Below are 14622 nucleotides of genomic sequence, written 5' to 3' on the forward strand. Positions count from 1 at the left end.
TGAGTACACGCTCATTTTTTTAGCAAATTGAAGAGTTCATGCGGCCGTACCCTTCCAGAACAGGTCGAAGCCGGCCTGCCTGAGGTGTTTGGCGTCTTTTGGCTTCCCCGCGATGGCCTCGATCACGATGTCCGCCAGTCCCATCAGGACCGTGTCGATGTAGAAGGATGCACGTTTGGGGTCGACATGTCCGGCAAGGCTCTGCTCGACCATTTCCCGAGCCTCTTGAAACATGGCATCGCAGCTGCGCCGGCTCTTGGCGCTGACGCGGTCCGACACCTTGAGCTGGCGCAGCGCCTTGCGCTGCGTCGGGTTCGCCACGCCCCAGTCGATCAAGCGGTCCCAAATGTGCCGGACCCGTTCGCGCGGGCTGCCAGCCTGAGGAGAGGAAGCAAGCATCCCCGCGAGGCCCTTCTCGATCTCCACGAATAGCTGGTTCAGCAGATCGTCTTTCGTCCCGAAATAGGTAAACAGCGTGCCCTCCGCGACCCCGGCCGCCTTGGCGATGTTCGCGGTGGATGCGCCGGTGCCCATCTGCGCGACCAGCTCCGCAGCGGCCTCCAGGATTGCTTCACGTTTCTCTTCACTGAGCGGACGGGCCATGCCATCAACATCTTTTATTGAGTGAGTAGTCACTCAACTAATCTAAGCGGAGGCGACCTAAAGTCAAGGGGAGCCTAGCGGCGCCAAATCCGCCTTTCGCTCGGGATTTCCGCTACTGTGCAGGTTTTCGGATGCCGGCATGCCGAGACCATCTCCACGCTCGGACAGCCGGCGTCCGAAAAGCGCCAAGGCACGAAATCGCGGGAGGTGGGGCGCTGACGGTGCAGCGGGCGCTATGGGGATTTTGCGGCGGGCTCGGGCCTGAGAAGACTGGACCGGAGCGGTTGCGATGATCGGGCTTCTGCCACGCGTAGGGGTGTGCGTCGGTATGAACGAGCGATCTGCGCGTCGCGCGACAAGATTGGTCGCGCGACTGCTGGTGAATCCAGCACAGCGATGCGAGCGTGGGCGCTGCCGGCTGAGAGCCGGCCAGAATGGCGCTTGTCACTGCGGTCGTTGATCGGCGGCGATGGTCTCATGATGTGTCGATCCTGATCGGCGCCGGCGCCGGTGTGGGGCGGTGCTTCGGCTCGCAGCCGCGCTCAAAAGTCTCGATGACGATCATGCGGGCGCCGCAGCACGGGCATGGACGCGGCAGCACGCGGGGTTCGTTGATCGCGGCTTCGGGCGTCTCGGGTTCTTTAGGGCGCGCCGGCTGAGCGAGCAGCTGGCGCGCGTGCGCAATGTTTGCGGCTCGGGCGCCGTTGGCGAGCAGGCCATAGTGTCGGATGCGATGGAAGCCCTTCGGCAGCACGTGGATCAGGAAGCGCCGGATGAACTCGTCGGTCGCCAGCGTCATCGCCTTGTAGCGGGCGGGCCCCTCGATCCGATAGTCCTTGTACTTGAAGGTGACACCGTTCTCGTCGGCGGACAGCAGCCGGCGATTGGAGATCGCGATGCGGTGGGTGTAGCGCGACAGATAGCGCAACACCTGCCTGGGCCCGGCGAACGGCTCTTTGGCGTAGACCACCCAATTGATCTCGCGCAGTGGCGTCAGATAGGCAGCGAATGCAGCCTTATCGGCGAGCCGCGCATGCTCGCCGAAGAACTGCAGGCGGCCGGCGTGGTGAGCCGCGACCAGCATCTCCAGAAACAGCCTGCGGAACAACGCCGAGAGAACCTGCACGGTCAAAAAATAGCGTGGTCGGCACGCGATCCACTTCGATCCGTCCGGCGACAGGCCACCACCCGGCACGACCATGTGGACATGCGGGTGATGCGTCAGCGCGGAACCCCATGTGTGCAGCACCGACATGAAGCCGATGCGAGCGCCGAGATGCTTGGGATCGGCCGCGATCGTGAGCGTGGTCTCCGCCGAGGCTTTGAACAGCAGGTCGTAGATCACCGCCTTGTTCTGATAGGCGATGTCGGCGATCTGCGCCGGCAGCGTGTACACCACATGAAAGTACGGCACCGGCAGGAGATCGGCCTCGCGCTCGGCCAGCCACTCGCGGGCCGCAGCGCCCTGGCACTTGGGGCAGTGCCGGTTGCGGCAGCTGTTGTAGGCGATGACGGTGTGGGCGCAGGTCTCGTTCTCGCAGCGCGCCACATGGCCGCCGAGCGCCGCCGTGCGGCAGCGCTCGATCGCACTCATGACTTTCAGCTGGCCGAGACTGACGTGGCCCGCATTGGCGCGCCGCCACGCCGCCCCGTGGTCGCGCAAGATATCCGCGACCTCCAGCGCTGGACGCGACACAGCTCCCGGCCGTTACGCCGGCGGCGGGTTCTTCCTGCTCTTCCTGGGTCTCTTGCGAGGCTGCGACAGCCGGTCGAGCGGGCTTTCGATCGCCGCGATCATGCCGGTGGCGACACGGGTATAGCGCGCCGTCGTGTCCAGTTTGTCGTGACCCAGCAGCGCCTGGATGAATCTGATATCGGTGCCGTCCTCCAGCAGGTGGGTCGCGAAGCTGTGGCGCAGCGCGTGCAGCGTCACGCCCTTCCTGATCCCGGCCGCATCGGCCGCCTCATGAAACAGGCGGTTGAGCTGGCGGGTGGTCATGGGCTTGCCGGCCCTGGTGCCGGGAAACAGCCAGCGTTCCGGCACGGGCGTTTGCGCATCGTGACGCGATGGGCGCGCCTTCCACCATTGCCGCAACAGATCGAGCGTCTTTGACGACAGCATGACATTACGGTCCTTGCGCCCCTTGGACTGCTCGATGCGAATGATCTTCTGCGCGCTGTCGATATGCTTGACCTTGAGCCGCACCACCTCGCCGGCGCGCAACCCGCAGCCATAGCCGAGGCTGAGCAGGAGGCGGGCCTTGAGGCTGCCGGCGACGGCCAGCAGGCGCCGCGTCTCATCCTGGCTCATCACCAGCGGGATCTTCTGAGGCTCGCGGAGATGATAGATCTCGGCCGCAAGGTCCAATCGGCGCAGCGTCACGCGGAACAAGAACCGCAACCCGGTCATGATGCGGTTGCGGTTGCAGATGCTCGCGCCCGTCTCGGCCAGGTGCAGCTGGAAGCGGCGGATGTCCTCAAGTGTGGCCGTGTCGGGGGACTGCTTCACAAACGCCGCGAACCGCTTGCAACTGCTGATATGGCCTCTCTGCGTGCCCGCACAGAGCTTGCGCGCATTCATGTCCTCGATCATGCGCTGGCGCAGCGGGCTGACAGCATCCGTACTCATAGGAAACTCCTGTCTTGAATGAGGTTGACGACACCTCGATCTTCAAGACAGGGCGACCCGCGCGCTATCGACGATCTTGACCCCGGCTACCGTGCTCGCGGTCGGGCTCCCCGCGCAGCGGGCTATCGCGCAGCGATTTAGTGCGTTGGCACTTAGCGTAGTTTCGCTGCGATGCGGAATGTGGTCGGCTATCGGCCGCATATCCGACATCGAGTAGCCATCAATCTCGATTTATGGGTACGCGCCCTGGTCCTTCCAGCCGGTCGATGGATGCCGTTTGAAGTCACGACCGGCACAATTCTTGCTCGAATCCAGTCTGCCCGAATGCATCCGCCTGCGGATCGCCTGTTTCCTGGGCATTTTTTGGATTTGAATCATTATGCGCTGCCTTGTCGTTGCCGATTTGCATTATTCATTGCCGCAGTTCGACTGGCTGCTTGCGGCAGCTCCTCAATTCGACGTCGTCATTTTCGCCGGCGATGCGCTCGACATCGGATCATTCGTCGATTTCCGCGCGCAAATTCTGGTCGTGAAAAAATACCTGTCGCTGCTGTCAGGCATGACGCGGGTCATTTTCTGCTCGGGCAATCACGACCTCGACGAACGCAGCGCGGAAGGCGAGAAGATCGCGCGCTGGATCGGCGATATCAGCGAGCTTGGCATCGCCTGCGACGGCGACAGCCTGACCGTGGGCGACGTCCGTTTCACGGTATGTCCGTGGTGGGACGGGCCACTGGTCAAGAGCCGCATCGAAGCCCAGCTTCGCGACGCCGCGCTCGAGCGGGCGCAACACTGGATCTGGGTGCATCATGCGCCGCCGGCGAACTCGCCGACGAGCTGGGGCGGCAAGCGGTTCTTCGGCGACGTCGAACTGGTGCAATGGATCGCGCAGCATCAGCCGTCGATGGTGATCTCCGGCCATGTGCATCAGTCGCCCTTCATCCCCGATGGCTCGTGGTTCGATCGGCTCGGCACCACCTGGGTCTTCAACAGCGGCCTGCAGCACGGCCGCCCGCCGGTCTATATCGTGCTCGACCTCGATGAGGGCACGGCGTTCTGGCTGGCGGCCGGCGAAGCGCAATGCATCGACCTGCGCGCGCCTCTGCTGCGGCCGGCAGCGCCAATCGAGAACCCGCCGCCGTGGCTCATATCCTTGGGTCGGATTGCCGATCCGAGCCTGGCGAGACCTGCGTCGGCGGCAGGTTGATCATGCTCTGCAGGAGTTCGCCGACCATCGAGAGATGGTTACCCTGGCCGGCATATTGATGCATCAGGTCGGCCAGATAGGTGTTGGCGACGTTGAGGCGTTGCGCCAGCAAGCGCGCGATCAACAGCGCCACCGCCGGCTGGTCGCGCAGGAACGCCGCGGCGTCGTCGAACTCGTAGACGACGGAATCGGCGGCGGCGCGCACGGTTGCCGTATGCGGTTGGTTGAGCAGTACCGACATCTCGCCCAGCATCGCCCCCGGCTCGGTCAGAACGGCGACGACGCTATCGCCCTTGATGACCTCAAGTCGTCCTTCGAGCAGCACGAACAGGTGTCCGGTCTTGCTGCCCTCATGGAGCACGAGCGTGCCTGCTGGCACGGCTCGCTGAATTCCTCCGGTGCAATAATCCAGAACAGCCCGCATCAGCATTATCTCCTTGTCGGCCAAGACTAGGCGCTGATAATGCCGAGGTCGAACGGATAAGGTGCGTTCGCTGCTCAAAATGTCGGCATGGCAAGTCCGGCATCCGCGCGCGCCATGGAGTGCCTTGCAATGGATGCGCCGGTGGATGCGGTAACTTCGGAAACGATCGCACAATGCGAGAGGCTCATTCGGCCTTTCATCCGGCAAACGCCGATCGCCGAGGTCGATGGCGCGGAGTTTGGCCTTCCCGGCCATACGCTGACGCTCAAGCTGGAGTTGCTTCAGCATTCCGGCTCGTTCAAGGCGCGCGGCGCTTTCGCCAATCTCTTGACCCGTGACGTACCGAAGGCCGGCGTGGTCGCGGCGTCGGGCGGCAACCATGGCGCGGCGGTCGCCTATGCCGCGATGAAGCTTGGCAAGCCGGCCAAGATTTTCGTTCCGAGCATCTCTTCGCCGGCGAAGCTGCAGCGCATCCGCGACTATGGCGCCGACCTTACGATCGAGGGCGACCGCTATGCCGATGCGCTCGCGGCCAGCGAGAGTTGGGCGCAGCAAACCGGCGCACTGCAAGTCCCGGCCTTCGATCAGAAGGAAACCATCATGGGACAGGGAACGCTCGGCCTTGAGCTCGCTGGTCAGGCGCCCGATATCGACACGCTGCTCGTATCGGTGGGCGGTGGCGGGCTGATCGCGGGGATCGCCGCCTGGTACGCCGGCCGTATCAAGGTGATCGGCGTCGAGCCGCTCGCGTCGCCGACGCTGACCAAGGCCCTTGAAGCCGGCGGTCCGATCGATGCGGAGGCCGGCGGTCTGGCGGCGGATTCGCTTGCGCCGCGGCGCGTCGGTGAACAGGTCTTTCCGATCGTGCAAAAATACGCGCGGCAGACCGTGCTGGTTTCCGACGCCGCGATCGCCGAGGCGCAGGCGACGCTTTGGCGTGCCCTGCGCATCGTGGCAGAACCGGGTGGCGCAGCCGCATTCGCGGCGATCCTGTCGGACGCCTACAGGCCCGCCGCGGGCGAGCGCGTGGCCGTCATCATCAGCGGCGGCAACACCGCCGCCGTCAATTTCGACCTCACCTATTGACCACAGTTGGTCACGCGCCTCGGGGCGATCTGCGACGCAGCCGCACGCGAGGCCACGGTAGCTCGCCGTACTTTGGAATCGATCTAAATACTGGCACTGGAATCGCTCTAAATCGAGCCATTCGCGACATCCGGTCGCTGACGGCACGATAGCCGCTGCGCTACTGAGACCGGCATCTCCTCCACTTTTGCCGGGCAGCTTTCATGATCAACTTTCGCGCTACCGCCGCAACCGCCGCGTTGCTTTGTCTCACCGCGTTCGGAGCCTCGCCTGCGTCCGCCGACGGCGAGGTCAACGTCTACACCTATCGCGAAACCAAGCTGATCCAGCCGCTGTTCGATGCCTTCACCAAGGACACCGGCATCAAGGTCAACGTCGTCTCGGCGAGTTCGGGCCTCGAGCAGCGCATGAAGGCGGAAGGCGCCAACAGCCCCGCCGACGTGCTCTTGACGGTCGACATCGGCCGCATCGACGAGGCCGTGCAGGCCGGCGTCACCCAGCCGATCAAGTCGGTGGTGATCGATGAGATCGTGCCGGCGCAATATCGCGACCCGGACGGGCACTGGGCCGGCATTTCGATGCGCGCGCGCGTGATCTACGCCTCGAAGGACCGCGTCAAGCAGGACAAGATCACCTACGAAGAGCTCGCCGACCCCAAATGGAAGGGCAAGATCTGCATCCGCTCCGGCCAGCACATCTACAATAACGGCCTGTTCGCGGCCTACACCGCCAAGTACGGCGAGGCCAAGGCCGAGGAATGGCTGCGCGGCGTGAAGGCCAACCTGGCGCAGAAGCCCTCGGGCGGCGACCGCGAAGCCGCGCGCGACGTCGCGGCCGGCAAGTGCGACATCGGCATCGGCAACACCTATTACTGGGCGCTGATGATGAACAACGATCCCGAGAAGAAGCCGTGGGCGGAAGCCACCAAGGTGATCCTGCCGACCTTCGAGGGCGGCGGCACCCACGTCAATCTCTCCGGCGTCCTGCTCGCCAAGCACGCGCCCAACAAGGCCAACGGCGTCAAGCTGATCGAATGGCTCGCCGGCGAGAAGGCGCAGCAGATCTACGCTGATTCCAACTACGAATACCCGGTTCGATCAGGCGTCGCCGTCAACCCGACGATTGCGGGCTACGGCAAGCTCACAGCCGATCCGCTCCCGATCGCCAAGATCGCCGCCAACCGCAAGGCAGCCTCGACGCTGGTGGACAAGGTCGGGTTCGATAATTGATCGCACCAAGTCGCGACAGCATTTCCGCCAACATGCCCTCTCCCTCCCCGGGAGAGGGCATAATGCTGCTTGGGCTTCCGGCTTCATGCCGATGTGAACCGGCGTGACCCGGACCACGCGCTCGGGGCGGATCGCCGCAGCGATCGCGGTCGCGACCGCCATTCTTGTCGCAGCCCCTGTCATCTCCATCATCGCGCTGGCGATGCAGCCGGCGCCTGATGTCTGGCAGCCGCTCATCGAATATGTGCTGCCGCGGAGCCTTCTCGACACCGCGCTCCTGCTCGGCGGCGTCGGCGCGCTGTCGCTTGCGATCGGCACCGGCGCGGCGTGGACGATCTCGCTGCATGAATTCCGTGGCCGGCAGATGCTGCTCTGGCTGGTGCCGCTGCCGCTCGCGATCCCGACCTATCTCGCGGCGTACGTCTATGTCGATCTGTTCGAGCCGCTCGGCCTGGTCCACCAGACGCTCGCACTCTGGTTGCCGCTGCAGAATGCCGTGCGCGTGCTTCCCAATTTGCGCTCGCTGCCCGGCGCCATCATCGTGATCGCGCTGGTGCTCTACCCCTACGTCTATCTTTCGGCGCGAACGATGTTCCAGTTCCAGAGCGCTGAATTCGCTGAAGCCGCGAAGACGCTTGGCGCCGGGCGCTGGACCACCTTCTGGCGCATCTCGTTGCCGATGGCACGTCCCGCGCTCGCGGTCGGCACAGCGCTGGTGTCGCTGGAAACGCTGAACGACATCGGCGCCAGCGAATATCTCGGCGTCCGCACCCTCACGGTGTCGGTGTTCACGACCTGGCTCAACCGCGGCAGCCTTGCCGGCGCCGCGCAGTTGTCCTGCTTCATGCTGGCGATCGTGGCCGGACTTATCGCAATTGAACGCTACGGACGGCGCAACGTCACGACGGAATTCTCCGCCGAAAGCCCGCGGCTGACGCAGCGGACGACGCTTGCCGGCATCAAGGGCGGTTTGGCATTCGCGGCCTGCCTGCTGCCGGTGTGTCTGGGATTTCTGGTGCCGCTATTGTATCTCGCGCATCAGAGTTTCAAGCGCGGGCTGTTTGCGAACTTCGACATGGCGTTGTGGCGCGACGCCTTCAACTCGATCGCGTTCGCGAGCCTCGCCACGCTGAGCGCGCTGCTGCTCGGCTTTGCGACCATTCTCGCCTGGCGCTGGCGGCCGAACAGGCTGCGCGTCGTCGCGATGAACATTGCGCAATTGGGTTACACGCTGCCCGGGCTGGTGCTGGCGCTCGGGCTGCTGGCGCCGGTGCTCGCCATCGACAACGCGCTGAACGCGCTCGCGGCAGCGCTCGGACGACCGCTGCCGGGACTGATCATGGTCGGCTCCGGCGCCGCCGTTGTCATCGCCTATGTGATCCGGTTTCTGGCGGTGCCGACCGGATTCATCAAGGCGGGGTTTGAGCGGATCCCGCACGATTACGACGACAGCGCGCGCGCCGTCGGCGCCGGCCAGACCACGACGATGCGGCTGATCCATCTGCCGCTGCTGCGCCCCGCCATGCTCGGCGCTGTTATCGTGGTGTTCGTCGATTGCCTGAAAGAGTTGCCGGCGACGCTGTTGCTGCGGCCGCTCAACGTCGACACGCTGGCGACCTCGATCTACCAATACGCCAGCCGCGGCAGTTTTGAGGAAGGCGCGCTCGCGGCGCTATTGATCGTCGCCGCCAGCATCGGCCCCGTGGCGTGGCTGACGCGGTTTTCAGACATCCCGAGCGGGCCGGCGTAGGTTGAGCAACAGATTGGATCTCCGTCGTCCCTGCGAACGCATGCGAACGCAGGGACCCGTAGCCACCGGCCGTTGTTGTTACGAAGGCAACTGACCCCAGCGCCAAAACGAGAGGCCGCGGAGTATGGGTCCCTGCGTTCGCAGGGACGACAAAGAGCGACAGCGACCTCTATGCCTCACGTTTCTAGATCGCGCGCACAAAGCGGCGGAAGCCCGGCGAACCGGTGATCGCTTCGAACGCGGAATCGCGTTTTTCTTCGGCAAAGGAAAAACCCGCTTTCGCATAGCATCGCTCCGCCGCCTCGTTGCCGATCAGGAACGAGATCGATGCCCGCTCGAATCCCGCTGTCCTGCCGGCAGCCAGCGCATGATCGATCAGCGCCTGCACCAGCCCGCGTCCGCGATATTCCGGCAGCGTGGCGACGTGCTCGATCAGCCAGTCGCCCTCGCCGCCCTGCACCCAGCAAATCCTAGTGTAGGCGCCACGCTGGAAGATCGCCGCCACGTCCGATGCGCCAAGCCCGATCTCGCCGGCAGCCGCTTCGATCGCCGCTTTCGCGGCAGCGCCGGTGCCGGAGGCAGGCATGGCGCACAGCGAGGCGGCCGGTTTGCCCTCGACTTCGGCGATGATGAATTGCGAGACGTGCCACCACGACGGGTGTTGCGCGACAGCGATCCGTTCGACAAACGCCAGGCATTGCGGCTCGTCCCAGCCGAGCGCGATGTCGAACCAGCCGCGCGGCAACGGGCCGCGCTGCGAGGCCAGGATATTGCGGGCAATGAAGCTTGCGTCGCCGGTGCGAGCGGGACGGATCGCAGGCAGCGACCGCCCCGCCGCCATCACGCGTTCTTCAGCGCGACGCGGAACTCGGCTTCGGTCTTGGCCTTCACCTCGTCCAGCGTGACGCCGTCGGCGAGTTCGATCAGCGCCATGCCGTCCTTGCCGTGCTTGTCGATGGTGAAGACCGCGAGATCCGTCACCACCATGTCGACCACGCGCTCGCCGGTCAGCGGCAGATTGCACTTCTTCAGCAGCTTCGGGCCGTCCTTGGCGGAATGCTCCATCACCACGACGACGCGCTTGACGCCGGCGACGAGGTCCATCGCGCCGCCCATGCCCTTCACCATCTTGCCGGGGATCATCCAGTTGGCAAGGTCGCCGTTCTGCGCGACCTGCATCGCGCCGAGGATCGACAGATCGATATGGCCGCCGCGCACCATGCCGAAGGAATCGGCCGAGGAGAAATAGCTGGTGTCAGGCAGTTCGCTGACCGTCTGCTTGCCGGCGTTGATGAGGTCGGCGTCCACCTCGTCCTCATAAGGGAACGGACCCATGCCGAGCATGCCGTTCTCGCTCTGCAGGCTGACGTCGATGCCGTCAGGGATATAGTTCGAAACCAGCGTCGGAATGCCGATGCCGAGATTGACGTAATAGCCGTCGCGCAACTCTTTCGCAGCGCGCGCAGCCATCTGTTCACGGGTCCAGGCCATCAGACTTCACTCCCCGTTGCCGCCGCAGGCGCACTTGATGGGCGCGGGCGGGTGTTGCGGAACTCGATGCGCTTCTTGGCCGTGCCCACTTCGATGATGCGTTTGACGAAAATGCCGGGCGTGTGGATGCAGTCCGGATCGAGTTCGCCGGCCGGAACCAGATGTTCGACCTCGGCCACCGTGATCTTCGCCGCGGTCGCCATCATCGGGTTAAAGTTGCGCGCGGTCTTGCGGTAGATCAGGTTGCCGGCGGTGTCGCCCTTCCAGGCGTGGACGATGGCGAGGTCGGCGAACAGGCCGCGCTCCATGATGTATTTCTCGCCGTCGAATTCCTTCACTTCCTTGCCTTCGGCGATCAGCGTGCCGACGCCGGTCTTGGTGAAGAAGGCCGGGATACCGGCGCCGCCGGCGCGGATGCGCTCGGCCAGCGTGCCCTGCGGATTGAATTCGAGCTCCAGCTCGCCGGCGAGATATTGCTGCGCGAACAGCTTGTTCTCGCCGACATAGGACGAGATCATCTTTTTGATCTGCCGTGTCTCCAGCAGCCTGGAGAGGCCGATGCCGTCGACGCCCGCATTGTTGGAGACGACCGTCAAACCCTTGACGCCGGAATCGCGGATCGCGTCCGACAGGGTTTCGGCGATACCGCACAGACCAAAGCCGCCCGACATGATCATCATGCCGTCCTTGAGAACGCCATCGAGTGCCGATTTGGCGTCGGGGTAAACCTTTTTCATGGAGTATGACCTGATGGAGGGAACGGCCGTAAGCCGGCATTATCCGGGATTATTAGGCGAATTCTTCGCGGTGCGTCAATGATGCGGGGATTATGCCGCCGAACCGCCCACCGGGCGCCACCTCGGCCTTGAAAGCGTCAAGAAAACCCTTCAGGTTGCGTGGGTTGGCACGGGCTTACCGACACGGCGCCTGCCCTAATCAACATAGACCCTTAATCAACAAGTCCCCGTAGCATCAACCCGAGTTCGGTTTAGCCAGATCCGGATATGTCATTGACGATGGCCCAAGGAATGAAGCGCCTCGGGATGCCGGTTGCGGCGCTGTTCGGCGTGGCCGTGCTCGCCCTGATCGGAACCTCCTGGTTCCTCAACCGCGACGCGCTGCGGCAGGCGGTCGAGGCGCAGATTCGCGATGTCACCGGGCTCGATTTGGTCGTGTCAGGCGCGATCGACGTGTCGGTGTTCCCGGGCAGCTACGTCTCCTTCCACAATGTCGGGCTGAAGGGCGGCGGCACCACCGACCCCGCGCTGCAGGTCGATGTGCTGACCGCGAACCTGCGCCTGCTGCCACTGCTGCTGCGCCGCTTTGAAATCGCCGATGTCATGATGTTGCGGCCGCACATCCGCGTCATCAGGGAAGCGGGCGGCGAGAGCAACTGGACGCCGTTCGTCGAACGGATCGCGCGCACGATGAGGCCCGGCGCCGAAAACCAGGTGTCGTTTTCAGAAATCAGAATCCAGGACGGCGTGCTCAAATACGAGGACGCCACCAACCACGTGACCGAGCAACTCGGCGACATCGATCTGTCGCTGGCCTGGCCGTCGATCTCGCGCTCGTTCGCGGCGACCGGGCAATTCGACTGGCGCGGCGAACGCGTCGACGGCTCGATCTCGGCCAGCGACTTCGTCGCGATGCTGTCCGGCGACCGCTCGGGCCTGAAGGCGCGCATCGTCAGCGCGCCCTTGAAACTGGCCTTCGACGGCTCGGTCGCCAACCGCACCAGCCTGATGATGGAAGGCACGGTGACCGTCGACAGCCTGTCGCTGCGCAACGCGATGCGCTGGATGGGACAGCCGGTGCCCGGCAGCGGCGGGTTCGGCCGCTTCGCGCTGAAAGCCCGCGCCAATGTCGTCGGCGCCTCGGTTGCGCTGACCAACGTGAATGTCGAACTCGACGGCAATGTCGCCGAGGGCGTGATGACGGTGGCCAATAACGGCCGCCAGACGCTGCAGGCGACGCTCGCCGCGGGCAATCTCGATTTCACGCCCTACATCTCCACCGTGCGCCTGCTGGCGAGCGGCGCGCGCGACTGGAACCGGCAATTGTTCGACCTCACGTCGTTGTCCGCCACCGATCTCGACATGCGCCTGTCGGCGGCGCGGGTGACGGTCGGCCCGACCAGGCTCGGCCGGACGGCATTCGGCGCCAACCTGCGGGGCGGCGCGCTGGCGCTCTCGATCGGCGAAGCGCAGATGTATGGCGGCATCGCCAAGGGCTCGTTCGGGATCGCGCGTTCGGACGCGATCGCCGACGTCAAGGCGCAATTCCAGTTCACCGATGTCGACCTGCAGGCCTGCGCCAGCGAATTGTTCGGCATCACCAAACTATCCGGCCGCGGCAATCTCGGGGTTTCGCTGACGGCCTCCGGCTCGAGCCCGTTCGGGCTCGCTTCCTCGCTCGACGGCACTGCGACGATGATCGGCCACGACGGCGCGATCGCGGGCTTCAATGTCGAACAACTGCTGAAGCGGCTGGAGCGCCGGCCGCTATCCGGCGGCGGCAATCTGCGCTCGGGTTCGACGCCCTACGACAATCTCACCGTCTCGGTGCGCTTCAACGACGGCATCGCCACCGTCGAGGACGTCCGCGTCGACGGACCGACGACGCGCCTGACGCTGTCAGGCACGGCTTCCGTGCCGACCCGCGAATACGACCTCAAGGGCGTCGCCAGCCTGACGCCGGCGGCGGCCGGCGGCGACAAGGGATTTGAACTGCCCTTCGTGGTGCAAGGTCCGTGGGACGATCCTTTGGTATTTCCCGATCCCGAAAGCCTGATCCGCCGCTCGCCCGGCGCGGCGCCCTTGCTCGATGCAGTAAAGGACCGCAAGACGCGTGACGCGGTGCGCTCGGTGATCGAGCGGTTTACGGGCGGTGGGCAGAAACCTGCGGCGCCGGAGACGGCGGACGGGGCGAAGGCGAATTAGCTTTCTGTCCCGGTAGAGACAGCGTAGCCCGGATAAGCGACAGCGACATCCGGGATCTTATCACCGATCCCGCATATCGCCATGCTCATGCGGGCCTACTTGCTGTTTTATGAGAAGAAGTGGCCTCAGCTGCCTTCTTTTTCTTCATTGAGCTTGTCCTTCCCAAGTTCGGCAAGTCGTAGCTCCAGGGTATCAGATGAGTCAGGATGCGAGGCCGCAAAAAGTTTAGCTAGCGCAGACTTCGCTGCAACCGAGGTATCTTCCCAAGGTTTGGTTTTCGACGGCTGGGTTTTCGCAGAACGGTCAGACGCAACGATGACATAAGCGGTCGACGGGTTGTTTTCGATCTTGTTCAAGCGTTCCTTAATGCCTGCCATCTCGTCCAAGAGTACTCGTTGAGAGTCGGTAGCCTGTTCTTGAAGATGCACCACTCCCCTTGCATGCGTGACCGGGTTATCAACCTTGTATCCATCTGCGAGTACTGCCTCCACTGCGCTCTTGAGCCGCGCAGTTGCATTCTTGAGGTCAATGGGGCGTTCAAGTGAAAACTCGATTGACCGATACGCGCTGATATCAAACGGTATCTTCTGTCCGACCTTGTGCATGTGGATGATTGGCTTCTGCGCCATGTGGCGAATGCCTATTTCATAGAACGCATTTGCGTTAAGCGTAGTGATGTCCGCGATGACTAAATCGTCATTGAGAAGATGCGTAATAACCTGAGTGTCGATAAGGCCAGGCTGAGGGAGTTTGTCCGCCCGATATATAACAAACTCGTCTTCCAAAGCTGGCGTTATGATCCCTTCCAAAACCCACTCTGCGTGAGTGCGATCCGAACTGGTTTCGTCTCCGATTGGCCCAACGACAAAGCAATCTTTCTTTTTGCCTTCGGACATACCAGCCTCCCCTGCTAAACCACAACCTAGAAGAATTCATTCAGATCCTCAACACCTCGGACAATTAGATATTGCGGCCGTTCTCACAAACGTTCCTACTCCTCCGAGAAATCTAACCTTCCTGCTCACGGCACGTTATCGCTCCTGCCACCACCAACCCCATACGGCTTGTTGAGAAAGTAACTCCGGTTGCCCAGCGCCGCTTCGGCGTACTGGTCGATCGCAACGATGATCGCCTGCACATGCGCGTGGCACCAGCCTTCCCGCGTTGCCTGGATGCGAACCTCCGCCAGGGCTTTTATCCATGGCGGGTTATCCGCGTTGTGGTCGTACCATCTGAGCGGTGCTGACATCGCTGGCCCCTG

General features: G+C 63.6%; 14 protein-coding genes. 5 read left to right on the forward strand and 9 right to left on the reverse strand.

From position 1 onward, the window contains the following. Positions 1–36 precede the first annotated feature (36 nt). From V1293_RS18015 to V1293_RS18025, 3 genes are all read right to left on the reverse strand, one after another. Positions 37–603 carry a TetR/AcrR family transcriptional regulator gene (locus V1293_RS18015; protein WP_334511213.1) on the reverse strand — a complete coding sequence of 189 codons (567 nt, stop codon included), beginning with the start codon at positions 601–603 and terminating at the stop codon, positions 37–39. A gap of 475 nt (positions 604–1078) precedes the next feature. Beyond that, positions 1079–2299, reverse strand: a complete 1221-nt coding sequence (locus V1293_RS18020; protein WP_334508880.1) for an IS91 family transposase — start codon at positions 2297–2299, stop codon at positions 1079–1081. Between the two features lie 12 nt (positions 2300–2311). After that, a complete protein-coding gene (locus tag V1293_RS18025) occupies positions 2312–3232 on the reverse strand; it encodes a tyrosine-type recombinase/integrase (protein WP_334508877.1) in 921 nt (306 codons plus the stop codon). Positions 3233–3611: 379 nt separating this feature from the next. Between V1293_RS18025 and V1293_RS18030 the strand changes: the two genes are divergently transcribed. After that, a complete protein-coding gene (locus V1293_RS18030; protein ID WP_334511214.1) occupies positions 3612–4439 on the forward strand; it encodes a metallophosphoesterase family protein in 828 nt (275 codons plus the stop codon). On the opposite strand, the gene V1293_RS18035 is transcribed toward V1293_RS18030, so the two are convergent. Beyond that, positions 4378–4863: a Crp/Fnr family transcriptional regulator gene (locus V1293_RS18035; protein ID WP_334511215.1), complete on the reverse strand. Its 486-nt coding sequence runs from the start codon at positions 4861–4863 to the stop codon at positions 4378–4380. The genes V1293_RS18030 and V1293_RS18035 overlap by 62 nt on opposite strands. A gap of 129 nt (positions 4864–4992) precedes the next feature. On the opposite strand from V1293_RS18035, the gene V1293_RS18040 reads away from it, so the two are divergent. The 3 genes from V1293_RS18040 to V1293_RS18050 all read left to right on the forward strand — a co-directional run bounded on the left by V1293_RS18040 (position 4993) and on the right by V1293_RS18050 (position 8928). Further along, a complete protein-coding gene (locus tag V1293_RS18040) occupies positions 4993–5949 on the forward strand; it encodes a threonine/serine dehydratase (protein ID WP_334516781.1) in 957 nt (318 codons plus the stop codon). A 203-nt stretch (positions 5950–6152) separates the two neighbouring features. Beyond that, positions 6153–7178: a Fe(3+) ABC transporter substrate-binding protein gene (locus V1293_RS18045; RefSeq protein ID WP_334511216.1), complete on the forward strand. Its 1026-nt coding sequence runs from the start codon at positions 6153–6155 to the stop codon at positions 7176–7178. A 103-nt stretch (positions 7179–7281) separates the two neighbouring features. Then, positions 7282–8928 carry an ABC transporter permease gene (locus tag V1293_RS18050; RefSeq protein ID WP_334511217.1) on the forward strand — a complete coding sequence of 549 codons (1647 nt, stop codon included), beginning with the start codon at positions 7282–7284 and terminating at the stop codon, positions 8926–8928. Positions 8929–9112: 184 nt separating this feature from the next. On the opposite strand, the gene V1293_RS18055 is transcribed toward V1293_RS18050, so the two are convergent. The 3 genes from V1293_RS18055 to V1293_RS18065 are packed head-to-tail and all read right to left on the reverse strand — an operon-like array spanning position 9113 to position 11156. After that, positions 9113–9769: a GNAT family N-acetyltransferase gene (locus V1293_RS18055; protein ID WP_334511218.1), complete on the reverse strand. Its 657-nt coding sequence runs from the start codon at positions 9767–9769 to the stop codon at positions 9113–9115. Then, positions 9769–10419, reverse strand: a complete 651-nt coding sequence (locus tag V1293_RS18060) for a 3-oxoacid CoA-transferase subunit B (RefSeq protein WP_334511219.1) — start codon at positions 10417–10419, stop codon at positions 9769–9771. The genes V1293_RS18055 and V1293_RS18060 overlap by 1 nt, the downstream gene beginning before the upstream one ends. Beyond that, a complete protein-coding gene (locus V1293_RS18065) occupies positions 10419–11156 on the reverse strand; it encodes a CoA transferase subunit A (RefSeq protein ID WP_334511220.1) in 738 nt (245 codons plus the stop codon). The genes V1293_RS18060 and V1293_RS18065 overlap by 1 nt, the downstream gene beginning before the upstream one ends. Before the next feature lie 279 nt (positions 11157–11435). Here V1293_RS18065 and V1293_RS18070 point away from each other — a divergent pair, with 279 nt between their 5' ends. Further along, positions 11436–13361 carry an AsmA family protein gene (locus tag V1293_RS18070; protein ID WP_334511221.1) on the forward strand — a complete coding sequence of 642 codons (1926 nt, stop codon included), beginning with the start codon at positions 11436–11438 and terminating at the stop codon, positions 13359–13361. A 125-nt stretch (positions 13362–13486) separates the two neighbouring features. Here the strand turns inward: V1293_RS18070 and V1293_RS18075 are convergent, their stop codons facing one another. Together V1293_RS18075 and V1293_RS18080 are read right to left on the reverse strand one after the other, a co-directional pair. Beyond that, positions 13487–14257, reverse strand: a complete 771-nt coding sequence (locus tag V1293_RS18075) for a hypothetical protein (protein ID WP_334511222.1) — start codon at positions 14255–14257, stop codon at positions 13487–13489. Positions 14258–14382: 125 nt separating this feature from the next. After that, positions 14383–14610 carry a hypothetical protein gene (locus tag V1293_RS18080; RefSeq protein ID WP_334511223.1) on the reverse strand — a complete coding sequence of 76 codons (228 nt, stop codon included), beginning with the start codon at positions 14608–14610 and terminating at the stop codon, positions 14383–14385. Positions 14611–14622: the final 12 nt, after the last annotated feature.

The organism is Bradyrhizobium sp. AZCC 1693 (assembly GCF_036924745.1).
In the GTDB taxonomy this organism is placed as follows: domain Bacteria; phylum Pseudomonadota; class Alphaproteobacteria; order Rhizobiales; family Xanthobacteraceae; genus Bradyrhizobium.